The organism is Flavobacterium franklandianum, assembly GCF_007097365.1.
Classification (GTDB): Bacteria; Bacteroidota; Bacteroidia; order Flavobacteriales; family Flavobacteriaceae; genus Flavobacterium; species Flavobacterium franklandianum.
The window spans coordinates 78,278-104,766 of the sequence record NZ_VJZR01000004.1; the positions used below are offsets into that span (position 1 = coordinate 78,278).

17 protein-coding genes are annotated in these 26,489 nt (G+C 35.1%); 9 read left to right on the forward strand and 8 right to left on the reverse strand.

The window, feature by feature from the left end:
• Positions 1–17 precede the first annotated feature (17 nt).
• The 5 genes from FNW17_RS06775 to FNW17_RS06795 form a co-directional block, all read right to left on the reverse strand.
• Positions 18–2,864, reverse strand: a complete 2,847-nt coding sequence (locus FNW17_RS06775) for a TIM-barrel domain-containing protein (RefSeq protein WP_143390896.1) — start codon at positions 2,862–2,864, stop codon at positions 18–20.
• 24 nt (positions 2,865–2,888) lie between these two features.
• Positions 2,889–4,091, reverse strand: coding sequence for an AGE family epimerase/isomerase (locus FNW17_RS06780; protein WP_143390897.1), 1,203 nt, complete (start codon positions 4,089–4,091; stop codon positions 2,889–2,891).
• A gap of 90 nt (positions 4,092–4,181) precedes the next feature.
• On the reverse strand, positions 4,182–5,372 hold the full coding sequence (locus tag FNW17_RS06785) for a glycoside hydrolase family 130 protein (protein WP_143390898.1): 1,191 nt from the start codon (positions 5,370–5,372) through the stop codon (positions 4,182–4,184).
• A 24-nt stretch (positions 5,373–5,396) separates the two neighbouring features.
• Entirely contained in the window at positions 5,397–6,788 is a 1,392-nt protein-coding gene (locus tag FNW17_RS06790; protein ID WP_143390899.1) for an MFS transporter, read from the reverse strand.
• A 34-nt stretch (positions 6,789–6,822) separates the two neighbouring features.
• Positions 6,823–7,968 (reverse strand): glycoside hydrolase family 26 protein, encoded by a 1,146-nt coding sequence (locus tag FNW17_RS06795; protein WP_144071233.1) that lies wholly within the window; start codon positions 7,966–7,968, stop codon positions 6,823–6,825.
• A 266-nt stretch (positions 7,969–8,234) separates the two neighbouring features.
• Here FNW17_RS06795 and FNW17_RS06800 point away from each other — a divergent pair, with 266 nt between their 5' ends.
• The 5 genes from FNW17_RS06800 to FNW17_RS06820 all read left to right on the forward strand — a co-directional run bounded on the left by FNW17_RS06800 (position 8,235) and on the right by FNW17_RS06820 (position 15,413).
• On the forward strand, positions 8,235–9,113 hold the full coding sequence (locus tag FNW17_RS06800; protein WP_143390901.1) for an AraC family transcriptional regulator: 879 nt from the start codon (positions 8,235–8,237) through the stop codon (positions 9,111–9,113).
• A gap of 136 nt (positions 9,114–9,249) precedes the next feature.
• Positions 9,250–12,132, forward strand: coding sequence for a beta-galactosidase GalA (galA, locus tag FNW17_RS06805; RefSeq protein WP_144071234.1), 2,883 nt, complete (start codon positions 9,250–9,252; stop codon positions 12,130–12,132).
• 230 nt (positions 12,133–12,362) lie between these two features.
• Positions 12,363–13,598 carry a glycoside hydrolase family 27 protein gene (locus FNW17_RS06810; protein ID WP_144071235.1) on the forward strand — a complete coding sequence of 412 codons (1,236 nt, stop codon included), beginning with the start codon at positions 12,363–12,365 and terminating at the stop codon, positions 13,596–13,598.
• A 10-nt stretch (positions 13,599–13,608) separates the two neighbouring features.
• Positions 13,609–14,574, forward strand: a complete 966-nt coding sequence (locus tag FNW17_RS06815; RefSeq protein ID WP_143390904.1) for a glycoside hydrolase family 5 protein — start codon at positions 13,609–13,611, stop codon at positions 14,572–14,574.
• A gap of 74 nt (positions 14,575–14,648) precedes the next feature.
• Entirely contained in the window at positions 14,649–15,413 is a 765-nt protein-coding gene (locus FNW17_RS06820; protein ID WP_144071236.1) for a 5'-methylthioadenosine/adenosylhomocysteine nucleosidase, read from the forward strand.
• 38 nt (positions 15,414–15,451) lie between these two features.
• On the opposite strand, the gene FNW17_RS06825 is transcribed toward FNW17_RS06820, so the two are convergent.
• A complete protein-coding gene (locus FNW17_RS06825; RefSeq protein WP_144071237.1) occupies positions 15,452–15,832 on the reverse strand; it encodes a PH domain-containing protein in 381 nt (126 codons plus the stop codon).
• A 687-nt stretch (positions 15,833–16,519) separates the two neighbouring features.
• Between FNW17_RS06825 and FNW17_RS06830 the strand changes: the two genes are divergently transcribed.
• The 4 genes from FNW17_RS06830 to FNW17_RS06845 all read left to right on the forward strand — a co-directional run bounded on the left by FNW17_RS06830 (position 16,520) and on the right by FNW17_RS06845 (position 24,893).
• A complete protein-coding gene (locus FNW17_RS06830) occupies positions 16,520–19,843 on the forward strand; it encodes a sensor histidine kinase (RefSeq protein ID WP_144071238.1) in 3,324 nt (1,107 codons plus the stop codon).
• Positions 19,844–19,856: 13 nt separating this feature from the next.
• The gene (locus FNW17_RS06835) at positions 19,857–23,378 is read left to right on the forward strand and encodes a sensor histidine kinase (protein ID WP_144071239.1); all 3,522 of its coding nucleotides are present in this window, start codon (positions 19,857–19,859) and stop codon (positions 23,376–23,378) included.
• A 91-nt stretch (positions 23,379–23,469) separates the two neighbouring features.
• Positions 23,470–23,850: a response regulator gene (locus tag FNW17_RS06840; protein ID WP_235893254.1), complete on the forward strand. Its 381-nt coding sequence runs from the start codon at positions 23,470–23,472 to the stop codon at positions 23,848–23,850.
• Positions 23,850–24,893, forward strand: a complete 1,044-nt coding sequence (locus FNW17_RS06845) for an adenylate/guanylate cyclase domain-containing protein (protein WP_185965272.1) — start codon at positions 23,850–23,852, stop codon at positions 24,891–24,893. Before FNW17_RS06840 ends, FNW17_RS06845 begins: the two co-directional genes overlap by 1 nt.
• Before the next feature lie 8 nt (positions 24,894–24,901).
• Here FNW17_RS06845 and FNW17_RS06850 read toward each other — a convergent pair whose 3' ends face one another.
• Both FNW17_RS06850 and FNW17_RS06855 read right to left on the reverse strand, forming a co-directional pair.
• Entirely contained in the window at positions 24,902–25,771 is an 870-nt protein-coding gene (locus FNW17_RS06850; protein ID WP_144071241.1) for a YitT family protein, read from the reverse strand.
• A 4-nt stretch (positions 25,772–25,775) separates the two neighbouring features.
• Entirely contained in the window at positions 25,776–26,354 is a 579-nt protein-coding gene (locus FNW17_RS06855) for an HD domain-containing protein (RefSeq protein ID WP_144071242.1), read from the reverse strand.
• Between the last annotated feature and the right edge of the window lie 135 nt (positions 26,355–26,489).

The window sequence follows — 26,489 nt, forward strand, 5'->3', positions numbered from 1 at the left end:
AATTAGATCGAATTTTTTTAGAATTTCACTTCTAATTTATTACCATTATATTTCACTTTTTGTCCTTCATTTGCGTTTGAAATCAAATTGAAAGTTGCATTTTTATTTTTCCCAATGAAGACAATATTGAAAGCTCTGTTTTTTTGCATTCCGTCAAAACTTCCTGTTCTGTTTGCGATAGTCAATGTTTTTGAAGCTTCGTTATATTTAAATTCAATGGTAGAAAACTTCCCTTTCTCGTAATTGTAATTTGTATTTTCATCTTCGTATAAACTAAAAGAAACGTCTTTTCCGGTATAAACATAAATAGTAAAAGGCTCCGACGATTTTTGTGAAGTATATTCAATATTGGGTCCACAAGCCAAAATAGAACCTTCTTTTACATACAACGGAATTTGTTCGTAAGTTGCTTCGGCAGTAATGGTTTGACCACCTTTTAGGAATTCGCTAGTGTACAAATTGTACCAACCATTGGTGTTTGGTAAATACAATTCACGACTGCGTTTTTTGTATTCGGTTACTGGATTTATAAGCAATGCTGGGCCAAACATAAATTGATCGGCGATATTTAAAACTTTTTTATCAGAATTAAAATCCATTGGAAGTCCACGCATCATCGTGTAATCGTTATGATACGTTTGTCCAATTAAAGAATAAATATAAGGCATCATTCGATACCGTAATTTGTTGTAGAACAAGATGCTTTTGTATGCTGGATGATCTTCAGGTGCAATGTTGTAAATTTCTCTGTATGGAAATTGACCGTGAGCTCTAAATAGTGGACAAAAAACGCCATATTGATACCAACGAGCGTTTAATTCTCTCCATTCTTCTAGTGTTTCGCCTGTTGCGTTTTCGTAACGAGTTTCTACAGAAAAACCTCCAATATCACTTGTCCAATACGGTAATCCAGACATTGTAAAGTTCAAACCAGCAGGAATTTGATTTTTCAAATCTTCCCATCGAGAGCCAATATCACCACTCCAAGTGGCTGCAGCATAACGTTGCAAACCTGCAAAACCCGAACGAGTCAGCATAAAGATTCTTTTGTTGGGATCTACACTGCGTTGGCCTTCGTAAATTCCTTTGGCATTCATCAAGGAGAATGCGTTATAGTTGATTTCTGGCGCTCCAAGGTAGGTGTTTCCAATCATTTCTTTTCGAACTTCGGGAGGCATATTACTGTGAACATCTGGTTCTGAAGCGTCCATCCACCAAGCATCGATTCCGGTGGTATAGATGTTTTTGTTGATTAATTTCCAAAATTCTTTTCGGGCTTCGGGATGGAACGGGTCGTAAATGGCATTGTTAAAACCCAACCAATCTTTTCGGTTTTCGACCACGTTTCTTTTTAGGATATAGCCTTTGGCTTCAAGATCTTTGTAGTTTTGAGTATCTTCATAGAATTTTGCCCAAACCGAAATCATTAATTTGGTATTGTATTTTTCGTGAAGTGTTTTTATCATTCCTTTTGGGTCAGGAAAACGTTCTGGGTCAAATTCATGGCTTCCCCATTGACCTTCTCTCCAGTATCTCCAGTCGAGTACAATATTGTCTAATCCAATTTTTCTTTTACGGAATTCGGCAACCGTGTTTAGTATTTCGTCTTGTGTTTTGTAGCGTTCACGACTTTGCCAAAATCCCATCGACCATTTGGGCATCATAGTCGCTTTTCCCGTAAGGGTTCTATAACCGCTTATTACTTCGTCTATATTTTTTCCAGAAACAAAGAAATAATCTATTTTTTGACCAGCTTCCGATTCAAAAGCAAATTCATTTTTTTGTGTTTCGGTTAATGGTTTTGACCAGTTAAAGCAAATGAAAGATTCATTTCCCAATGGATCCCACTCAATTTTTAGTTTGTGTTTTGTGCCTTTTTCAAGATTGATTCGAATCAATTCGTTGGTTGCATTCCAACCTTGTCTCCATTTTGCTGCTACTAGTTTATCGTCGATATACACATTGGTATAACCAGATGACCAAAGATTAAATTGGTGTTCACCCGAAAAATCAGTTTCAAAAGCACCTTCCCATTTTACGGTAGTGTTTTCTAATACAATTCCTTCCGGAAGGTGTTTCAAGGATGGAATAAAGCTATAATCGATAAAAGATTCTGGGAGAGAAAGTACTTTTGATGGCCCTTTTTTGTTGGTGTAAGTTGCGGTCAACCAGCCTTTGTCTCCCTTATCAGAATACAATCTTAAGGTAGAAATCTTTTCGAAATCTCGAGTATCAACCGACTTGGTAAGCGAGTTGTTATCCCATAAAATCCCGTAGTTTTTGCTCGATACCAAGAAAGGAATGGCTACTTCAGTATTGTATTGTGATAATAAAACTTTGGTTCCTTTGTAATTGAAAATCCCATTTTGGTGTTGCCCTAATCCGTACAAAGCTTCGTCGGTTTCGCCAGTGAAGGATTGTTTTACGATATAGGATTGTTTTCCGTCCAGCGTAGTTCCAGTTATTGTTTTTCCGCCACCTTTGGTTTCTTGCAAAAGTGTATTTCCAGTTTCATCTTTAAAGATTATTTCACCTGTTTCTGTCGAAACGGTAGCATTCAAAGTTGCAGTTGAAATCGTAACATTATCGTTGGTGCTTTTTACCTCGAATTTAGCTATGTTGGGTTTTAAATCAATAAGCATTAAGCTTTTTGTACTGTCAAACGTTGAGGTTGGACTCGCTGTAATATGCAAAATCGAATTGGAAACTACTTGAATTCTAAGAACAGCAGCATCATTTCGTTGCGGTTTTTTTATCTTAATTTCTATTCCATCGTTCAGTTTTGTTACATTTTCTTGAGCTGTAGCTTGGAAAAATATTAGAATGACAAGTAAAAACAGAAATTGTTTTTTTAGGTTTTTCATTAGGATATTAATTAATGATTTTATTTAGTTAAAGAGAGGTTTTATTCGATGTATTAATTCAATACATACTCTAGTATTATGATATGGACATTTCCAAAAACCAGTTTTGTCTTTTTCAATTTTGGAATAATCTTTATTGATACCCCAAATCCATTCTCCATTTTTGTTGTCTAAAATATAGTCCTTTACGAATTCCCAGTTTTTGAGTACGACATCCAAATATTTTTTGTCGTTTGAAAGTTGGTAGGCATTGTAGAAACCAATCATTAATTCGGATTGAGGCCACCAATGTTTTTCTGCTATCAACTTGTTCTCTTTGGGTTCTAATTCGTACCAAAGTCCGCCGTCATTTGGGTCAATTCCTTCGAAAGTGGCATCGGTTAGGAGAATTGCATATTTTTTGTAGCGTTCGATTAGTGCTTCGTTTTTAGTAATTTCGGCACATTGCAATAATAACCAAGCGGCTTCAATGTCGTGTCCATAAGAGGTTACGTCTGGTTTTTCGATCCAATTTTCGTTAAAAAATAATCGTAAATGACCTGTTTCTTTGTTGATAAAATGCGTTTCAATGACTTCTAGCAATTCAATTATATCATTTTTTAGATTTTCGTTTTTCCACACTTTGTACAAATTCGCATAGCCTTCAACGATATGCAAATGGGTATTCATTGTCTTTTTTTCGTTAGCATCTTTATCGCTCAAACGCAAATCTTCGATAGGTTGCCAATCGCGGGTAAAAGCTTCGAAATAGCCTTTTTTTATTGGGTCGTAGCTGTGTTTTTGTATTCTGTTATATAGTATTACAGAAAATCTCAGCGCTCTTTCGTCATTGGAAATTTCATAGTATTCAGTCAATCCATAAATCACAAAAGCCAAAGCATAAATTTGGTTTTTGGTATCTTTTGGTGTTTTATCAGGATTAATGCTCCAGAAAATTCCACCAAATTCGATATCATAAAAATACGTTAGAATGAATTCGAAAGCATCTTTGGCAATTTTTTTGTGTGCTTCGTTTTTTGTGATTGAATAAGCAGCAGAAAATGACCAAAGAATTCGAGCATTTAGAACAGAGCCTTTTTCCGCTTCAAAATTTTTGTATTCATTGCAATCTATTTGACCAATAAAACCGCCATTTTTTTGGTCAATAGTATTTTTTGACCAATATTCAAGAATGTTGTCGAGTTCAGTGGTGAGTTCGGTTTTTAGATGTATTGTTTGTGTTGACACGATTTATTTTTATAACTATTTGGTTTAGAAGCGGTCAGAGACCGCCATTCACATCCTCAAAGTCGGAGACTTTGCGGAGCTGACAGACACTTATTTAATTTCTTTATTCTTATTCACTTGAGAGATGATAGTATTCACAGAACCAGCTGATATAAAAGTATCTTCGGGCGTATTCAGTACATAATCTACTAATTTTTCAACCGAAGAAACGGCAACGTGCATTCTTGTATCTGATGCGGCATAATAGATAAAAACAGTTCCGTCTTCATCGGCAATCCAGCCATTCGAAAACAATACATTGGATACATCGCCCACTCTTTCGGAGTCTTGTGGTCCCATAAAATGTCCTGCTGGAACGTGAGTTACTTTTGAAATATCGTTTAAATCGGTCATAAATATATACAGTGTGTAACGCAATCCCGCAGCGGTATTTCGTACTCCGTGTGCCAAATGCAACCAACCTTTTTCTGTTTTAATCGGTGCTGGACCCAATCCGTTTTTTAGTTCATAAATGGTATGGTATTGTTTTCCGAAAATGATTTTTTCGTTTATTACAATTGGATTTTTCATATCGTCTACATAACCCAATCCAATTCCACCACCGCTTCCTACATCGATAAATCCGTCTTGTGGTCTTGTGTAAAGGGCATATTTTCCGTTCACGAATTCAGGATGCATCACTACATTTCTTTGTTGACCTGTATTCGAAATTAAATCAGGAAGACGTTCCCAATTCACTAAATCTTTGGTGCGTACAATTCCTGCATTGGCTATAGCCGAACTCGTATCGCCTTTTGGTGCCTTTGGATCTTTTCTCTCGGTACAAAAAATACCGTAAATCCAGCCGTCTTCGTGATGTACCAAACGCATATCATAAACATTGGTATCTGGCTCTTCGGTTTGTGGAATCACGCAAGGTTTATCCCAAAATTTGAAATTATCAACCCCATTTGGGCTTTCGGCAATGGCAAAAAACGATTTTCTGTCCACACCTTCCACACGAACTACAAGTATATAGCTGTCATTCCATTTCATTGCCCCAGCATTGAAGGCGGCATTGATACTAATGCGTTCCATTAAGAATGGATTCGTGGCTTCGTTTAAATCATAACGCCACTCTATTGGAGCGTGATTTCTGGTTACAACAGGGTTTTTATATCTCTCGAAGATTCCATTTCCAACAGTAGATTGTGGTTCGTTTTTTTTCTCGATCAATTGTTGAAATTCTTTTTCAATTGCTGCTTTTCTTTTATCGAAAATTGTATTTGTTGTTGTACTCATGGGTGTTAATGTAAAAATCAAAAATTATTTTGTTGTATTTCTTTTGTTACTTAATTCGTGTTCGATTGTTTCTAGTTTTTCTTCGGTTAATGGATAGAGTAGAATGAATAATACCGAAACTCCAGCAGCAATTGCTGGAAGAATACTCAACATTAACTGAATTCCGTTTTGGGTTACTGCGGTTTGTTCTACATTGGCTTGAAAGCCATAATACCCCAAAAGCCATCCTGTTGCAGCACCACCTATTGTCCAACCAAATTTTTGTGACATCGAAGAAGCAGAAAATATCAGTCCAGTAGCACGTCTTCCTTGTTTCCATTCGGAATAATCAGCACTGTCGGCATACATTGACCAGATCAATGGGAAAATACAACCGGCACAAATGCTTATCAATACTTGGAAAACCATGATCAACATCACATCGTTTTTTCCGAGGAAATAGAAAATTACACTTAAAATTGCTGCCAATGTCATTGAACCGAAAAAGGTATTCTTTTTTCCAATTTTATTGGCGATTGGTGTGGCTGCAATGACTCCAATAATATTAGCAGCTTGTCCTAAAACGAAGTATAGTGAGGTAGGTGTCATAGCAAAATTTTCTCCAAAGACATTAATACTATAGCTTACCGTACTACTTACATAGTATTTAAAATAATAAACGGCAGCACCATCACGAATGGAGTTGAATACTAATGCGCCAATTCCTGCACCTAAAAGAATCCACCAAGGACGGTTTTTTAAGAGGTCGTTTAAATCTTCTTTTAAATTTGGTTTTTCGTCATTGATTGGTTCCATTCTTTCTTTGGTTAGAAAAAAGCAACCCCAAAAGAAAATTGTAGTAATGATTCCGAAAACCATTATGGTGTACAACCAACCCGTTTTAGAATTTAAACTTCCCCCAAAATGATTTACTAAAGGTTCAATTAACCAAAGCGCCAATAAGCTTCCGCCAAAGGCAAAAACCATACGATAGGAGGAAAGTGTTGTTCTTTCTTTTCTGTCGGAGGACATCACACCAAGAAGCGAGGCATAAGGAACGTTGATTATGGAATACACCATCATCATCAATGAATAGGTAACGTAAGCATAAATTATTTTTCCTTTTTCGTCGAAATCGGGTGTGTAAAAAGTTAAGATTCCGATTAATGCAAAGGGAATGGCTGTCCAAAGTAGATAGGGTCTGAATTTGCCCCAACGCGTTTTGGTTCTATCGGCCATAATCCCAACAAATGGATCAAAACAAGAATCCCAAATACGGGTAATTAAGAACATTGTTCCAACGACAGCTGGTGCTATTCCGAATACATCGGTGTAAAAAAACATTAGATACATGCTGAATATTTTCCAAAACATTGAGGAAGCAGCGTCGCCTAAACCGTATCCTACTTTTTCTTTTAAACTAATTTTTTCGTGCATTTTTAAAGGTTTTTGAGGTATTAAGGTTTAAGGATTATTTTTTGTATAGTTTTTCTTTTGCTGCTTCTTTCTCGAATAAAATTTGGTCAAGTTTATAAAAATCAACAAAATCTTTTTCACTCACTTGACCTTTGTAAGGTGAATAGTAGTGCATTTTTTTCTCGTTTTCTTGCCAACCATGGTTTCTCCAAACCAAAACATAGGAGATTTTATAGTCGCCAATGGCTTTCAACAAAGTGTTCGTCCACCATTTGTCATACGGAATCGCTTCGTAACCCGTTTCGGCAAAGGCCATAATTTTATTTTGTTCTTTGGCAATGTCATCCATTATTTTGAATTGTCTTTGGCAATTTTCAATAAAAGAATTGTCTTTTGTTGGATCGTTGTATTGGTAATTATCAAAACTCAAAACATCAGCATAATCGGAACCTGGATAATATTCTAAGAATTCTTCTTTAGATTTAAAATCGGCAGTGTTGTACACGTAGATTAGATTATGAATACCTTTCATTTGAAAATAATCGTAGGTGAATTTCCATAAAGTCTTAAACTCTTCTGGACTTGCATTGTTTTTGCACCACCAAAACCAAGTGCCAGTCAATTCGTGGTATGGTCGATAGAGAATTGGAATTGGTTTTCCGTTTTTATCTTTTAATGTCAGAATATATTTTGCGGCTTCATCCAACCAGGATTTGAATTTTTCGTGGCTTTTGCCACCAGGTAAGGCTGATACAAGCGATTTTGGAGTAATGTCCCATGCATTTTTTCCGGTTAATGGATTGTCACAGTGCCAACTCAACGTTATAATTCCACCACGAGAATGACCATCTTTTATATATTGACGCATTTTATCAAAAGGAATGCCGTCTATATTCTTCTCTGATTTATTTTCTAATCCACCAAGATCCCAACCATAAACTGCGGGATACTCACCAGTAACGTCTTTTACATCACTTCTTCCGGCTTCATATTTCCAGTTAACACCATAGGCTAGATCGTCTTGGTGACCAAAAAGTATTGCTTTATTAGATAATTTTGTTAAATTTTTGTACAATATTTTAGTTTCAGGTGTAGCTTTTTTGTCTGAAATAGATGAAATAGTATTACTAGTTTGAGCTTTCGATGAACAAGACATTCCTATAGCAATATAGATAAGGGGTAGAATTAAGCGTTTTTTCATGGAATGGAATAATTATTTGTTAGTGGTTTAAAAAACATATTTTGAGGGGACTGCTTTGTTTTTTTTGATTTAATATATTTAGATAATTTTTCTAAAGAATTATCAAAATTATAAAAACTTGTCCTATTTATAATGATTATAGTTTTTTATAAATATTAATACTAAAAATAGTGTAATTATATATTTCAAAGGTAATTTGATGTAGCTTGCTTAAATAGTATTATTTTATCAATTATATATCATATTATTGCAAACAAAAAATAGAGATGAGTAATTTGAAAAAATTTTATAGAGAAATTCCTCCATTGTCCCCGCTTGATAGTTTTTTAGTCTTTGACAGAGTTAAAGATACTTTTGACTTTCCGGTACATTATCATCCTGAATTTGAGATCAATTTTATATTAAATGGAAAAGGCGTAAAACGTGTTGTAGGTGATAATATAGAAGAAATTGAAACTATTGAACTGGTTCTGATTGGTCCTAATTTATATCATGGTTGGGAATTGAATAAATGTACAAGCAAGAAAATTCACGAAATTACAATTCAATTTGATAATAATTTATTTCCAGATTCTTTACTTTCTAGAAGGATCATGAATCCTATTAAGGAGATGTTTAATCGCTCTATTCATGGTATTTTATTTTCAAAAAAAGTTGCCGATGAACTCACGCCAAGACTGATTAAATTGTCAAAATTGGACGGTATGGACTATTTTCTTGAGATAACTTCGATATTGTTTGACCTTGCAAACTCCCGAAATCAAAGACTTCTTTCTACTTATACTGTTGATTATGCGACTTTCGATGATTATGACAAAATGAAATTGGTGTATGAATATGTTCAGAAAAACTTTGCTCAAAAAATAACTCTTGAAGAGGTTTCCAGTGTTGCCAATATGACCAGTATTTCTTTTAATCGATTTATAAAAAAACGTACAGGAAAGACTTTTGTCAATTATATTAACGACATTAGAATAGGATATGCGGCAAGATGGCTGGTAGAGAAAGATATGAGTGTTTCTGAAATTGCATTCAAATCTGGCTATAATAATCTGGCTAATTTTAACCGAAGTTTCAAAGCAATTAAAAACCGTACTCCGAGTCAATATCGAGAAGATTTTTCAGGATTAAAGCGTATCTTATAATTCGACTTTTTTAAGCCAATTTCTAATTTTTGTTAAGTTATGATTGTATTTTGACAATAAAGTATCATTGTTTTTAGTCATTATTATTTAACATTGTATGTTCTATAGGCTAATCAGTTTTTTTAAACTTTCTTTAATGATAAATTCACTCAAAATTACATTTTCATTATTTATTTCTCTTAGTTTTTGTCTTGCAGGGTTTTCTCAATCGGCTCCAAATAGCAAAAATCGAGAACACATTTCTATCGATAAAAATTGGCAATTTGCCTTTGGTCATCCTTTTGATACTGCCAAAGATTTCAATAACGGAACGGGTTATTTCTCTTATTTAGCCAAATCCACTTATGGCGACGGTGCGGCTGCCGCGAATTTTGACGATCGTTCTTGGCGAAAACTCGATTTGCCACACGATTGGGCAGTCGAACAAGGTTTTAGCGAGAAAGCTAGTTATAGTCATGGATTCAAAAACATTGGAAGACCATTTCCAGAAGCCAGCATCGGTTGGTACCGAAAAAAAATAAACATTCCCGAAGGCGATTTGGGACGTAGAATCCACATCGCTTTTGATGGTGTTTTTCGCAATTCAACGGTTTGGTTCAACGGACATTATTTGGGAATAAATCCATCGGGTTATTTGGGTTTCGAATACGATGTTACCGATTATGTCAATTATGGTGGAGAAAATACTATCGCAGTTCGAGTAGATGCAATGATGGAAGAAGGTTGGTTTTACGAAGGAGCCGGAATTTACCGACACGTTTGGTTGAACAAAACCAGTCCATTACACGTTCCATCGGACGGAACTTTTGTAAGTACAACCAAATTAAATACTAACAATGCTGAACTCACTTCGAAAGTCTTGGTAATTAATGAAGGAAGTAAGTCCCAAAACTTCAAAATTGTACATACTGTTTTAGATGCAGCTGGAAAATCTATTGCCACTGCAACGATCGATAATCTGAATTTGCGACCAATGGAATCCAAAGAATTTGAAGCCGCATTATCTATTCTTAATCCAAAACTTTGGTCGGTGGACAATCCGTATTTGCACAAAATGGTTATCAATATTTATGTAGGAACGGAATTAACAGACACACAAACCACCACTTTCGGAATCCGAACTTTGCGTTTTGATGCCAACGAAGGATTTTTTTTAAACGGAAAACATCTTAAAATAAAAGGAACCAATAACCATCAAGACCATGCAGGAATCGGAGCAGCATTGCCTGATGGTTTGCAAGATTTTCGAATTGCTGCTTTAAAATCTTTTGGTTCAAATGCTTATCGTTGTTCGCACAATCCGCCCACTACAGAATTATTGGATGCTTGTGACCGACTGGGAATGGTTGTGATTGATGAAACCCGATTAATGGGAATTACAAGCACCCAATTGAGCGAATTAAAAAGAATGATGCTTCGAGACAGAAACCATCCTTCTATCATAAGTTGGTCTATAGCCAATGAAGAATGGGGAATTGAAGGCGACATCAAAGGAGCAAGAATGACCAGAACCATACAAGATTATGCCAAAACCATCGACACCACAAGAGGAATTACAGCGGGAATTAGTGGTAATTGGGATAACGGAATCGCTACAGTTTTAGACATTGTGGGCTACAATTATATCAAACACGGAGGAAAAGAAACCACCGACAAACACCATCGTGAATTTCCAAATTTGGCCAGTTGGGGAACCGAAGAAGGCTCCACTTTTGCCACACGCGGAATTTATTTTGAAGACAACGAAAAACAATACAAACCCGCTTACGATCTGCCACAATCGGCCAATGCACACAGTATAGAACAAGGTTGGAAACATTACGATTCTCGCGATTATCTCGCCGGAATGTATATTTGGACCGGTTTTGATTATCGTGGCGAACCCACACCTTACGTTTGGCCTGCAACAGGCTCTTATTTTGGGATGTTGGATCAATGTGGTTTTTATAAAGACGATGCTTGGTATTTAAAATCGTGGTGGGGAAGCGAACCCGTTTTACACCTTTTACCCCATTGGAATTGGAAAGGAAAAGAAGGACAACCCATTGATGTTTGGGCTTACAGCAATTGTGATGAAGTAGAATTGTTCCTCAACAAAAAAAGTTTAGGAAAAAAAACAATGGAAAAAAATGGTCACTTGGAATGGAAAGTCAATTATCAAGCCGGAACGTTGGAAGCCATTGGCTATAAAAACGGCAAGAAATTTCTAAGCGAAACAGTGAAAACCACTTCCGATGCCGTTGCTCTTGGCTTGCAATCGAATGTAAAAACAATCCAAGCTAATGCTACCGATATCGCAATGATTACCGTCGATATCAAAGATAAATCAGGCTTGCATGTTCCAACTTCTGAAAACGAAGTAGCCTTTACCATTTCTGGTCCAGGGAAAATAATCGGCGTTGGAAACGGAAAGCCAACATCTGTAGAACCTGACCAATTTTTGGAACAAAATACGGTTATCAATATTTCAAATCTGAAAGAAAAAATCATTAATTCTATTTTTGATACGGCTGAAACTGCTGATAATATGGATGTTTCCAATTGGGATTCTGCTTTCAAGGACAGTCGCGACACCATTTTTGGAAAGAAAGCCAAAGCCGTAATCTATCGTACTGATTTTGATTTACCGGATAATTTCAAGGAGACCAAAATCAATTTGTTCTATAACAGTATCGGGCAATCGCAATCCATTTATATTAATGGAAAACTAATTGCAAATGCCCTTCCCGAAAACAAAAAAGGAGACAGTTTTGTATTAGATAAAACCAATCTTCGAGCAGGAAAAAATACAATTACGATTGTTACAACGCCTTTAATTTACAAGTACAAATGGGGAACAGTAAACACCAATCCGGGAACAATCCAAATCCTCACACCAGCGCCAACTTGGAAACGAACTTTGTTTAGTGGTTTGGCTCAAGTTATCGTGCAATCGACGGGGGAAACAGGCAAAATTATTTTGACAGCAACAGCAAATGGATTAAAGAAAGCCGAAATAAAAATAAATACAACAAAATGAATTACCTCTAGATTTGAATTTTCTCCAGCTTTAGTGAATTTCCTGCAGCTTTAGTGAATTGCCTCCAACTTTAGCTGGAGGGAAAAGGAATGAATGTTAAATTGGCTTTAGCCAAAAGGAATACAATTTTGGATAAAGCCATTCATAACTATTGCAATTTTATTCCTCCAGCTAAAGTTGGAGGCAATTTTAATCTAAAACAAAATATTATAATTTAACTAAAACATAAAATGAAAAAATTACTCATCACTTTGCTTTTAAGCGGAACAACAATTCTAGGCTTCGCACAAGGCAACACCCACAAACAAGAATTAGGAAAGTACAAAGGTCTAGCTATGACGCCGCCAATGGGTTGGAATTCTTGGAATACATTTGCCACAAATATCGACGAAAAATTAGTTAAAGAAACCGCCGATATTATGGTTTCGTCTGGAATGGCGGCAGCGGGTTACAATTATATTGTACTCGATGACGGCTGGATGGCCAAAGAGCGTGATGAAAATGGCAATTTAATTCCCGATCCTGTAAAATTTCCAAGCGGAATGAAATCCGTAATCGATTATGTGCATTCCAAAGGATTGAAATTTGGGTTGTACAATTGCGCCGGAACACAAACCTGTGCTGGTTATCCAGGAACTCGAGGATACGAATACCAAGATGCTCGTTTTTATGCCAAATTAGGAATCGATTTTCTGAAATACGATTGGTGTAATACCGCAGGAATTACTGCCAAAGAAGCTTACAATACAATGAGTAATGCGCTAAAAATGGCTGGAAGACCAATAGTATTTAGCCTTTGCGAATGGGGAGACAATCAACCGTGGGAATGGGGAGAGCCTGTTGGAAATCTTTGGAGAATTTCGGGCGATATTTATCCTTGCTTCGATTGCGAATTCAAGCATCCCGAAAATTGGTCGTCTTGGGGATTTATGAAAATTGTCGAAATGAGAAAAGACATTCGGAAATATTCAGGTCCCGACCATTGGAACGATTTTGATATGATGGAAGTAGGCAACGAAATGACAACCATCGAAGACCGATCTCATTTTGCAATGTGGTGTATGATGGCTTCTCCGCTAATCGCAGGAAATGATTTCCGAAAAATGAAACCAGAAACATTGGCCATTTTAACCAACAAAAATTTAATTGCCGTAAATCAAGACAAATTGGGAATTCAAGGATTCAAATTTACGATAGAAGACGGAGTGGAAGTTTGGGTAAAACCTTTGTCCGATGGTGCTTGGGCAGTTACTTTTTTGAACCGAACCGAAGTGGCTAAAAAAATCAATTTCGATTGGAAGAAAAATTCTATTAAAGATACTGATTTTGGTTACGAAGCCGATTTTAACAAAAACATCTTCAAAATTATAGATCTTTGGAAAAACAAAGAAGCAGGAACCACCAAAAAGAATTTCACCGCCGATATTGTTGCTCACGATGTTATTACTTTGAAATTAATTCCTTAATTTAGTAAATATGAACTTCAAATCTAAAATTATTTTGCTTTTGCTTGTCTTGAATTGTAGTTTTGCAAACGCACAATTTGTCAAAGAACACGGACAGCTTAGCGTAAAAGGAACACAGTTAGTAGATAAAAATGGAGAGGCTATTGTGTTGCGCGGACTAAGTTTCGGATGGCACAATTGGTGGGGAAAATTTTACAATAAAGAGGTAGTCAAAACGCTTCATAACGATTGGAATGCCAATGTTTTGAGAGTTGCTATGGGAGTAGATGCTGACCAAAATTGTTTTATTCAGAGTCCAGAAGATTCCAAAGCAAAGATTGAAGCAGTTATAAAAGAAGCTATAAAACAGGACATTTATGTAATAATTGATTTTCATAGCCATAACATTCATCTTAAAGAAGCTAAAATTTTCTTTGACGAAATGTCAAAAAAATACGGAAAATATCCTCATATAATTTACGAAGTTTTCAATGAACCAAATGATGAATCTTGGGCAGAAGTAAAGGTATATTCAGAAGAAGTTATTAAAGTGATAAGGGCAAATGATCCAAAAAATATTATCCTTGTGGGTAGTCCACATTGGGATCAAGACATTCATTTACCAGCCAAAGACCCAATTTTAGGTTTCGATAATTTAATGTACACGATGCATTTTTATGCGGGCACTCACGGAAAATGGTTGAGAGACCGAACCGATGAAGCCATAAAAAGTGGTTTGCCTATTTTTGTTTCAGAATCGGCTGGAATGGAAGCATCGGGTGATGGCCCATTAGATTACAAGTCGTGGCAAGAATATATTGATTGGATGGAAGAAAGGAAAATAAGTTGGATTACTTGGTCAGTTTCTAGCAAAGTCGAAACCTGTTCGTTTCTTAAACCATATGCAAATTCAAACGGAAATTGGAAAGATACCGATATACAAGAATCAGGTTTGAAAACGCGGGAATATTTGCGAAAATATAATGCAAAACAATAATAAAAAGTAAATTAAATTCCCATAATTTTATAATCTTTGTGATTTGTATATTTATTGAAAAAAGGTAGCTACAAATGAGCAAAAGAAGAATTGGAATTATGGGAGCTATGCCCGAAGAAATTGAAGGCGTTGTGGCATTACTTTCGGATTGCGTTGAATCATCAATGGGGAAACGAACCTATTTTTCGGGACAATTGAATGGAATAGAAACTGTAGTGGTTTTTTCGAGATGGGGAAAAGTCGCTGCTGCAACAACAGCAACTACATTAATTCACGAATTTAAAATCACTGAATTACTTTTTACAGGAGTTGCCGGAGCCATTAGCTCTGAACTAAAAATTTGTGACATCGTTTTGGGTAAAAGATTAATTCAACACGACATGGATGCAAGACCATTGATGAACCAATATGAAATTCCGTTGCTATCCAAAACTTATTTTGAAAGTGATGCAACTCATTTGGTTATTGCATCAAAAGCAATACAGACAGTATTTGAAAATAAAAGTTTGCATTCGGTTATTGGAGAAAACGATTTGGTGGAATTCAATATTTCGCAACCCAAATTATTCATTGGAGATATTGCCAGCGGAGATCAATTTTTCTCTTCTAATGAACAAAAAGTCAACCTCAATACACAATTACCAAATGTACTTTGCGTAGAAATGGAAGGAGCAGCAGTAGCCCAAGTTTGTTATGAATATGAAATTCCCTTTAGTATAATTCGAACCATCTCAGACATTGCAGACGAGACCGCACACATTGATTTCCCCTCTTTTATAAAAAAAATATCAAGTAAATATGCTGCTGAGATTATTAAAAATATTTACAATCAGATGTGAAATGGTTCGAATTTGGTGAAAAGAATTTGGCAATTAATTTACGCCAAAACATGCGACGCCAAAACCATATGAACGTCATAAACATTCACCGATTTATTAAATTGCTTCACAATACTTGGATGAGTTTCACTTGAAACCCAAATTTTAAGTTCTGCCTCCAAGTCGAAAGTGCCTGCTGTTTCGATGCTAAATCTGGAGATACTTTTATAAGTAATGGATTTGTATTCAATTTTGCTAGCAGTTATGCCTTGTTTTTCTATCAAAATCAGACGCTTGGTGGTGAAGATAAATACATCGCGAATGAGTTTGAAACCCAACTCAATTTCTTCGCCTTCGATTAATAATTTACCATAATCTTTGATTAAACTTTCTTGGCTTACCGCTCCTGCGTTGCCTATTAATGCTGAAAAAAATCCCATAATTTTGTTTTTTTTTGATGTTTTTAAAAACTGGTTTTACAAAATTACTACAAATAAGTGAATAATAGTCGAATTTTTCTTAGGGTTTCAAAAGAGGTTTTTACTGCAATCAATAGACTTTTGCACGAGGAAGAAGAAAAAGAGGATGAGTATTATGGTGAAATAAATCACTAACTGAAGCGCAATTCGCAAGACATCAAATGAAATGTGCATTTACCACAAGAAACAGATAGGAATATTTTATACCTAACAAATGGAATTTATATAATTTTTTATTCTTTAATAAAATTATTGTTAAAAAAAAATAATTTTATCACAATTTTTCATTTAATTTACAATTCAATAATTGATATAGTAAAAAATCTGTTATTTTTTTCAATTATTTTTTTCGCCCCATTCTTTTTATTATTTACGGATTCCCTTAGCTGATTAAATTTTGAATCAGATTTTTTTTGGGAAATGAATATTGTTTTTTTAAGTAAAACTTACCATAACCTTCAATGGTAAACTAAAAATGCATAATTGCACAACTTGTTCTGTGATTTTAGAAATAGAAATAAATGAATCAACTCCTGCAATATATTTTAAATTTTATTCAGCAAGTCAAGTATTTGTCTGCCGAAGATAAAATTTCCCTTACCAGTACTTTTAGTATTCAATTGCCAACTACAATCTAAATATAGCATTATGAAAAAACTATTTCTTATTATTTTATTGGTAAGTTTTCAGGCGTTTTTCACGCCCGTTTCAGCACAACTTAATCCTAATAATCTTAGCTTTTATAATGAATTACAAGGCGTTCTTATCAGGGATATTATTACTGACAAGTCAGGTGTTGTTTGGATTGCATCCGATAATGGACTCGTGCGTTACGATGGTTACGAATACAAACATTATGATGTTGATCCCAAAGATTCAAAAACAATGGGCAGTATTTTACCTAATAAACTATTTGAGGCTCAGGATGGACATATTTGGATTGGCTCTTCAGATAATGTATTGAGTGAATTCAATCCAGTTACTAAAACATTTAAGAATTATAATTTCTCAAAACTAACTGATTTTCCTTTTGGTGAACGAGTTGTAATAACTACTATAAATGAGGATTTAGAAGGTAGAATTTATTTTGGGGCTTGGGGTAAATTTGGTAGTATAGGAAACCATACTATTTTCTATAAAGACAAAAACAAGGAACAGCTCCAACGCTATGATTCCCCAAATAAGGTGGAAATAAAAAGTATTTATCAAGCTACCACAGACAAATTGGGCAATATTTGGGTTTTTGCTTCCAATGGTTTTTTTAGGATTGATAACAATAAAAATATCCATAAAGAAAATTGGCCAATAGCTGAATTTCTAACTGATAAATACTATAGTACAATCATAAGTGATGCTAAAGGCAATATATGGATGGCTTCAAGCAATAACATTTATTCTATTCTTAGTGTATGGAATCCCAATTCCGGTAAAATTAAATCCTATCCTTTGAAACAAGCTAATGATAAAGTTCCGCTTTTTTTAAATGAAATGGAGATGGATTCAAAAGGAAATATATGGATTGGAACAAATAAAGGCTTAGGGTATTTTCAATTAAAAAAGGAACAATTTCAAATATTGAAAGAAAGTGAAGATCCAAAAATGGCAAAAGTTGAAGTCTACTGTCTTCATTTGGATTCCTTCGATAATATTTGGATGGGAACACCCTCTCAGGGATTACTTAGATATGCAAATAAAGCCGTATTGAAATCCTATGTTTACAAAAAAGAGGATAAAAACTCCATTTCATTTGGCTGGGTCAATAAAATGTTTGAAAAAAGAGAGGGTAAAGTTTGGATTACTTCAGAAAGGGGACTTAATGAATTTGATCCTAAAAATAATTCTTTAACACCATATTCTTTTGCCGATATTCTGCCTGGATTTGAAAATTGTTCCGCAATTGGTGAATTCTCTCCATACGAGATTCTCATCCAAACGAATAAAGGGTATTTCCTTTTTAATACAATTACTAAAATTTGTAAAAAAACTATACTAGATCCTAAACTAGCTAAACTACATATTTTTAATTTAAAAAAGGACAGTAGGGACAATCAATGGTATTGTACAACTGAGGGGGCTTTTTTGAAAAGAAAAAATAGTAAGACATTACAACATTTCGATTTAAGTAAACTTCCGGGTTCCAATACTTCAAGTAACTCAGTAAACAATATTTATGATAGTTCAAAATTTGGAATATGGTTGCTGACTGATAACGGATTGTTTCTGTATAATTATTCTACAGCTAAAGTGGAACGATACGGATTTGACCCCAAAAAAGGAGATGTTTTAAAATCACAAGACATCAATTCACTATATGTAGATAAAGAAGGAATACTATGGGTTGGGACTTGGAATGGTGGTCTTAATAAATACAATACCAAAACTGGAAAAATTAAATACTATACCATTAAGGATGGTTTACCTTCTATGGGTATTCAGGGTATTTTACCCGACGAAAAAAACAAGGCGCTTTGGCTTAGTACCTTTGAAGGAATGAGTAGATTCAGTTTAAAAGAAGAGCAATTTAACAACTTTTCGATGGAAGATGGGATTCAAGGACGATTGTTTGCAGATGGATCTTATCTCAAAACTTCGAACGGATTGATGATTTTTGGGGGTCAAACCGGGATTACAGTATTTAATCCTAATGATATTACAAAGAATTCAACGCCACCAAAAGTGTTTATCACCGATTTTAAAATTGGAGAATTATCAATTTTTGTGAACAATGATTCATTGGCAAAGAATGTACCCTATAAGTCGAAAAATATTGTGCTCAATTTCAATCAGAACAACATTTCTATAAATTATATAGGAATACATTATGCCAATCCTGCGAGTAATAAATTTGCCTATAAACTCGAGAACTATGATGACAACTGGCGTGAAGTAGGAACTGTTCGTATGGCATATTATTATAATTTGCCGCCAGGCGACTATACTTTTAGAGTAAAAGCAGCCAACAGTAATGGCGTTTGGAATGAAACGGGTGCTTCCATTCATTTCAGTATTACACCACCTTGGTGGAGTACTTGGTGGGCTTATACAATTTACGGTTTGCTTTTTATAATTGTAATATTTTCAATTGACCGATTCCAACGAAAACGACTTCTTGAAAAACAGCGTGTAATGGCCAAAGAAATTGAACTGGCTCAAGCCAAAGAAATTGAGGTAGCCTATCATAAATTGAAAGAAACCCAATCCCAACTCATACAATCTGAGAAAATGGCATCTCTGGGAGAACTGACAGCCGGAATTGCTCACGAAATCCAAAATCCGTTAAATTTTGTCAATAATTTCTCAGAAGTAAGTATGGAATTGATTGACGAAATGGAAGCCGAAATAGCAAAAGGAGATGCGGCCGAAGCTAAAACAATAGCCAATGACATCAAACAAAATTTGGAAAAAATAAACTATCACGGCAAACGTGCCGATGGTATCGTGAAAGGAATGTTACAACACAGCCGATCCGGAAACAATGTAAAAGAATCCACTGATATAAATGTGCTAGCCGATGAATATTTAAGACTGGCTTATCACGGACTTCGCGCCAAAGACAAAAGCTTCAACGCAGAACTGGAAACAAATTTTGACGCAAACCTTCCAAAAATAAACGTGATTCCGCAAGATATTGGTCGCGTGTTGTTGAATTTGTTTACCAATGCTTTTTATGCAACACACCAAAAACAAAAAACAGCAAAAGGTGAGTACAAACCATGTGTTTCTGTGACAACAGTTCAAAAAAATGAAATCGTTGAAATAACCGTAAAAGACAACGGAATGGGAATACCGGATGCCATTAAAGACAAAATAATGCAACCTTTTTTCACCACAAAGCCTACTGGAGAAGGAACTGGACTTGGATTATCCTTGAGTTATGATATTGTGGTACTATCGCATAGTGGCTCCATAAATATTGAATCGGTTGAAGGTGAAGGAAGTGTATTTATTATTTCACTACCTTTCAAAAATTAATCAGTAAAATTATATGAAAAACTTTTCTATTATTTTTGTTTTTATCAGCTTTTGTTCGGGACTTCCCAATATTAGTCAAGCGCAACAAAACCAAATATACTTTGAAAAGTATGATGTAAAATCGGGCTTGCCTGAAAGTTCAGTCAATGATATAAAGGAAGACCAACAGGGGTATATCTGGATGGCTACACAAAACGGATTGGTGCGATACGACGGTTACCAATATAAAGTATATCAATTGGGTTCCAAAAAAAATAATCTTGATCATATATCCAATGTAAGGAACCTTTTTATAGACAAGAACAATACGCTTTGGGCATGTACTAGTTCAAATGGCTTGTTTAAATACAATCGCAATAGCGATAATTTTATACAATTTGTTTATCCAGAAAAAGACGTAGCAGTTAGTTACACTATTTTTACAGATGACAAAGATGGAAATTTATGGGGTACTGTCGATAAAGATGATGAAAAAAATTATCTCTGGAAATTAGACAAAAAAGGGCATTTTGAATTTTTTGGCAAAAAATTTAAAAACACTAATTATATCAATGCCTCTCGAATTTATACAGCTTTTACTTCCGCATCCGGAAAAGTTTGGTTTGGTACCAATAATGGGTTTTATAGTTACGAAGGAAAGAACATTCCCTTAAAAGGATATAAAACAACAACTAATCCGGAAATTACTAACGAAGTGGTTTATCTGTATGAACCGCCTTCGGAGTCAGGGATTTTTTGGATGGTAACTTTTCACGGAAAATATAAAGATTGCAAGATTGTTCGCTTTGATTCTAAATCAAACGCTTATGAATCATTGAATACAAACTCTAGAATTTTTAATTATACAAATTCTAAATTATTTAATATCAGCAACTATATTCCTAAATTTTTTAATAGTATTCACGAAGACAAGAAACAACAATTGTGGTTTGCCGGTTTTGATGGATTGGTTCGATTGAATCGAAAAACGCAAACTTTCGACTATTTTAAAACAGGTTTTAAATATGAAAATGAAACAAAAACGGAATGGGTTTTTGATATTAAAGAAACCAAAGAAGGGGATTTCTGGTTGTCTTCGCCTGGTGGATTGGTTCACTTTGATCCCAAAACGGCTCAATTTGAAAGATACCTACCAGATCCAGATCGTCTGGGAACTGTTTTAACAAATCGAGTTCTTTTTTCAAAAATAATTGACCATACCGGTACTTTTTGGTTGGGATTTGGCTGGGCTGGTGCTAATAAAAGTAATAGGATAAAAAGTGTCTTTAATATCTACAAAAACAATCCAAAACAAATGGATAGTTATCCCAAAGAAGGCGGTGTTTTTGCTTCAGGAAAAAATGGTTTCAACTGGTTTAATGACGAAAAGATAATTTATAGATGGAAACAAGATTCAAATAATTTTATCAAGACCCATACAGCAGATACTGATGAGCATTTTATTGGTCGAGGATGTCTAACCAACGATGGTAATTTTTATATTTCTACTTTAAAAAGTTTAGTTTTTTACAACCTCAAAACAGGAAAGAAAGAAAAATTCACATCAGATAAAATAATTACAGAAGGAACTTTATACAGTCCATTTGAAGATGATAACGGGATAATTTGGTTGCGAACAAATGGTAAAGGTATCTGTTCTTTTAACCCGAAGAATAAAAAATTTAAGGCTTATCCCTACCGGGAAAATGGAGGAAAATTGACTACAAAAAATTCAGGAGCTTTAGATGACAATAGGGTAGTGGCTACCTACATTGACCGGCAACATCATTTTTGGGTGGGTACTAACCAGGGAGGTTTAAATCTTTATGATCCGATAAAAGATGGCTTCATTTCGTATTATAATTCAAAAGATAAAGCAATGAGGTGTATTACAAGTATTTACGAGGACAGCTCCGGCAGACTTTGGGTGGGTACCTATCAGGATGGTCTTTTCGAATTCAACCTTAAAAAGGGAAAATGGACAAGACACCTCAATGAAGCGTCTGGTTTGTTGTTTAATGGTGTACTTGGAATTAATGAAGATGCTTTAGGGCAACTATGGGTTACTACCGAAAGAGGCCTTTCACGTATTAATCCAAAGGATCTTTCAGTTAAAAATTTCTCGTCGAATATTATTTTGACGGAATATAATTTTTCTGATGTGTATCAAGGTTTATTTAAACTTGAGGATGGACGTTTTGTGTCACAGTTAACAAATGGTATTGTTGTTTTTGATCCCAAAAATCTAAATGCGAATCCGTTTCCTCCAAAAGTGCATCTTGAAGAAATAGTTTATAGTAATCCAGATGCAGACAAAAAGGAGGAAACCAGACGTGTCACATTTGGTCTTAAAGAATTGGAACTGCCGTATAATCAAAACCGTATTCGTTTGAACTATATTGGACTTCAATTCGATGAGCCAACTGAAAACACCTACGCCTATAAACTGGACGGTTATGACAACGATTGGGTTCAGGCTGGAAAAATAAGAACGGTAACCTATACCAATCTATCTCCCGGAACATATACCTTTAATCTAAAGTCCGCCAACAGTGATGGGGTTTGGAGCAAAGCCAAATCAGCGATTACGATTATTATTTCTCCTCCTTGGTGGAAAACGTGGTGGGCGTATTTGATTTATTTTGTTGTGTTTATTAGTTTACTGCGAGCCTACGTTGTCTTCAGAGCCAGAAATCTAAAACGGGAAAATAGAATACTCGAAGAAAAAGTTGCTCTCAGAACGAATCAGTTGACCAAATCAATTGAAGATCTCAAAAATACCCAATCCCAGCTCATCCAATCTGAAAAAATGGCATCACTCGGAGAACTCACTGCAGGAATAGCACACGAAATCCAAAACCCGTTGAACTTCGTCAATAATTTCTCTGAAGTAAGTATGGAATTAATAGACGAAATGGAAGCTGAAATTGGAAAAGGAGATTTGGAGGAAGCCAAAACCATTGCAATTGACATCAAACAAAATCTAGAAAAAATAAACTATCATGGCAAACGTGCCGACGGTATAGTGAAAGGAATGTTGCAGCACAGCCGAGCCGGAAATAATGTGAAAGAATCCACTAATATTAATACACTTGCCGATGAATATTTAAGACTGGCTTATCATGGGCTTCGCGCTAAAGACAAAAGTTTCAATGCAGAGCTGGAAACCCATTTTGACGCAAACCTTCCAAAAATAAATGTGATTCCGCAGGATGTTGGGCGAGTGCTGCTGAATTTGTTTACCAATGCTTTTTATGCAACACACCAAAAGCAAAAAGCAGCGATGGGAGAATATAAACCTTCAGTTTCGGTAACAACTGCGCAGAAAAATGACATTGTTGAAATTACCGTAAAAGACAACGGAATGGGAATACCGGATGCTATCAAAGACAAAATAATGCAGCCTTTTTTCACCACTAAACCTACAGGAGAAGGAACTGGACTTGGATTGTCATTGAGTTATGATATTATTGTGAAGAGTCATGGAGGAACAATTAGCATTGATAGCAAAGAAAACGAATATACCATTTTTACAATTCGCTTGCCTTTAGGATAAATGAAATGTTTTTTATAGCACATTAAAGATTATATTTAAAAATTCTAATTAGTTGAAAATTATTTAATTACAAATTAAATTTTAGAAATTTATGATAAAAATACTAGTAGTAGATGATGAAGCAGATGTGCAACCGCTTTTCCAGCAACGCTTCCGTAAAGAATTACGGGCACACGAATTAGAATTTGACTTTGCTCTTTCTGGCGAGGAAGCACTCGAATTTATGAAAAAGGAACATTCAGAAATCGTGTTGATACTTTCCGATATTAATATGCCTGGAATGAGCGGTATTGAGCTTTTGTCTAAAATTCGACATGATTACCACGAACCTGAACCTGTTGTAATGATGATTACAGCTTATGGTGATGATGAAAATCGCAGGCAGGCTATAGAAAATGGCGCCAATGATTTCTTGACCAAGCCTCTTGATTTTAATGTATTGAAAGAAAAACTCAAACACCTTCTAGAATAATGGCAAAAATACTTGTAGTAGATGACGAAGCAGATTTAGAAATGCTCGTTAAACAGAAATTTAGAAGAAAAATTAGGGAAAACACTTATGAATTCATTTTTGCCAGAAATGGAGAGGAAGCACTGCAAAAAGTACACGAACATCCGGATTTGGATATTATCCTGAGTGACATCAATATGCCGGTTATGGATGGGCTTACCTTGTTAAGCCGATTGCCTGAAGCCAATTCCTTATTGAAAGCCATTATGGTTTCGGCCTATGGAGATATGCAAAATATAAGGACAGCAATGAATAGAGGTGCTTTTGATTTTGTGTGCAAACCGGTTGATTTTGATGATCTTGACCTTACTATGGAAAAGACAATAATCCATGTCAAACAATTGCAGGATACAATTAAAGCCATTAAGGAAAACAATATCTTGAAAATGTATGTGGATTCGAATGTGCTGAACTTTATGACCAACAAAGAGTTTGAAAGCAGTCTACTGAAAAATGAATTACTAGACGCCACTGTTATGTTTATAGACGTTTGTGGATTCACGGCCATCACGGAACAGATCCCTGCGAATGAGGTTGTAGCATTACTCAATGGAATTTTTGACAAAATCGTAAAAGAAATCATTGCTCAAGGAGGTCATGTCGATAAATTTATGGGAGATGCCGTTATGGCTGTTTTTAGGGGTGAATACCATCTCGATAGAGCTATTGATGTGGCATTGGCCATCAAAGAGCAAATCAGTAATGTTGAAGTAGCAATGCAAGGAGGTAAAACATACAAACCACAAATTTCTATTGGCATTAATTCTGGAGAAATGGTATCTGGAAATATTGGCTCGGCTTCATTAAGACGGCTGGATTATACCGTTATTGGTGATGCCGTCAATGTAGCACAACGTCTTCAGACAATTGCTAAAGCAGGACAAATCATTATCACAGAAGAAGTGTACTTAAAAACCACAGAATCCTTTAAATGTACACCGAATGGAGAATTTACTTTGAAAAATAAAGCCAAACCAGTCAGCACATATGAGGTTATGGAATAAAAAAACTGTTAATGCCTTACCTTGCGTTTTAGTATACCACCAGCTGTTTCTTTAATGATGCTGGTAAATACAAACGCTTTGGGGTCAATTTTATGCACCAAGTTTTTCAATCGTATTAATTCCATACGGGTGACAACTGTAAAAACAATGTCAACGGGTTGGCTGATTTCATAGCTGTCTTTCATAAAGCCTCTTTCGCCTTTATATACAGTAATGCCACGCCCTAAACCCAACACCAGTTCTTCTTTGATCTTTTCGCTATGACCTGATATAATGGTGACCCCTGTATATTGTTCAAGACCTTCAATTACAAAGTCGATGGTTCGCGATGCCGAATAATAAGTTAGTATGGAATAAAGCGCTACAGGCAGACCTAATTTTATGGCTGCAATTAAAAAAATGATGGTGTTGATACCCAAAATAATTTCGCTAATCGTAAAACTGATGCGTTTTCCAGTATAAAGTGCCAACACTTCTATACCGTCAAGAGCACATCCAGCTCTCATAACTAAACCCAATCCTAATCCCAAAAATACACCTCCAAAAATAGACACGAGTAGTTTATCGGAAGTAATTTGTGGAAACTCAATAAAATGAAGACAAAGTGCTAGACCGATAATGGCAAGCAAAGTCCTTATGGCAAATGTTTTATTGACCAGAAAAGCACCGAGAATGATAAAAGGAATATTGGCCAATAGAATTACCAATCCAATATTCCAATGGTATATTTCGTGAATTAATAAGGAAATACCAGTAACTCCTCCATCAAAAAATTGGTTGGGAATTAAAAATCCTTTCAAAGCAAAGCTGCAAAACAATATTCCGGCGATGGTATAAATAGTATCAATAATATGTTGTTGAGTAATTTTCTCTATCATTTTGTTATTTGATTTTAGATTGTACTATTGCAATATTTTTTTCTTTTTGCAAATAATTGTGTTTGATGACCGTTGGGGTAAAAAAATGGTGATTTTGCATAAAATTCAACTGAACTTTGTTCCATTCCTTCTTGTTTTCTATATAACCAAAGGCATACATTTCTTCATAAAGTTTTTCCTGAATGCTAAGAAAATCAGTCCTTCCCAAATAATTCAGATCCGCATCGCAAATGATTTCTTCTAAATGGGTTTTTGGACGTTGTGGTATTTTGGTGGCCATAATAATTCCACAAATAAGGTCTATTTCTTCTTCAGTATAAAGAAATTGTGGCAAATATTGTCTTGCTATTTCACAAGAGATCTGTTCATGATTATTATTTTGTATAAGATAACCGGCATCGTGATAGACGGCGCCAACTAGTAGCAGTTTCAAATCCGAATCAGTAATACCTTCTTCTTTCGCTATACTTTCAGCAGAATGGTATACGTCAAGAGTATGATAAATAGAGTGATAAAACAAATTTGAAGATAATTCATTTTTAAGTTTATTCAAAATAAGTTGACATTCTGGAAGATGCTGCATAATAATACATAATGTTTTCAGGGCTAATATATTAAAAGATTAAGAGTAATGGATATTTTTCAGGAATTATTTAGAAATCAACATTCGAAGATTCAAAAAATAATTTTAAAACTTTTAAATGCTTACGTTATTAAT

Excerpts from the sequence above, each read along its gene's own strand:
- FNW17_RS06775 (WP_143390896.1), bottom strand. The coding sequence starts at position 2,864 with ATGAAAAACCTAAAAAAACAATTTCTGTTTTTACTTGTCATTCTAATA.
- FNW17_RS06785 (WP_143390898.1), bottom strand. The coding sequence starts at position 5,372 with ATGAGTACAACAACAAATACAATTTTCGATAAAAGAAAAGCAGCAATT.
- FNW17_RS06790 (WP_143390899.1), bottom strand. The coding sequence starts at position 6,788 with ATGCACGAAAAAATTAGTTTAAAAGAAAAAGTAGGATACGGTTTAGGC.
- FNW17_RS06795 (WP_144071233.1), bottom strand. The coding sequence starts at position 7,968 with ATGAAAAAACGCTTAATTCTACCCCTTATCTATATTGCTATAGGAATG.
- FNW17_RS06800 (WP_143390901.1), top strand. The coding sequence starts at position 8,235 with ATGAGTAATTTGAAAAAATTTTATAGAGAAATTCCTCCATTGTCCCCG.
- galA (WP_144071234.1), top strand. The coding sequence starts at position 9,250 with ATGATAAATTCACTCAAAATTACATTTTCATTATTTATTTCTCTTAGT.
- FNW17_RS06810 (WP_144071235.1), top strand. The coding sequence starts at position 12,363 with ATGAAAAAATTACTCATCACTTTGCTTTTAAGCGGAACAACAATTCTA.
- FNW17_RS06815 (WP_143390904.1), top strand. The coding sequence starts at position 13,609 with ATGAACTTCAAATCTAAAATTATTTTGCTTTTGCTTGTCTTGAATTGT.
- FNW17_RS06820 (WP_144071236.1), top strand. The coding sequence starts at position 14,649 with ATGAGCAAAAGAAGAATTGGAATTATGGGAGCTATGCCCGAAGAAATT.
- FNW17_RS06825 (WP_144071237.1), bottom strand. The coding sequence starts at position 15,832 with ATGGGATTTTTTTCAGCATTAATAGGCAACGCAGGAGCGGTAAGCCAA.
- FNW17_RS06830 (WP_144071238.1), top strand. The coding sequence starts at position 16,520 with ATGAAAAAACTATTTCTTATTATTTTATTGGTAAGTTTTCAGGCGTTT.
- FNW17_RS06835 (WP_144071239.1), top strand. The coding sequence starts at position 19,857 with ATGAAAAACTTTTCTATTATTTTTGTTTTTATCAGCTTTTGTTCGGGA.
- FNW17_RS06840 (WP_235893254.1), top strand. The coding sequence starts at position 23,470 with ATGATAAAAATACTAGTAGTAGATGATGAAGCAGATGTGCAACCGCTT.
- FNW17_RS06845 (WP_185965272.1), top strand. The coding sequence starts at position 23,850 with ATGGCAAAAATACTTGTAGTAGATGACGAAGCAGATTTAGAAATGCTC.
- FNW17_RS06850 (WP_144071241.1), bottom strand. The coding sequence starts at position 25,771 with ATGATAGAGAAAATTACTCAACAACATATTATTGATACTATTTATACC.
- FNW17_RS06855 (WP_144071242.1), bottom strand. The coding sequence starts at position 26,354 with ATGCAGCATCTTCCAGAATGTCAACTTATTTTGAATAAACTTAAAAAT.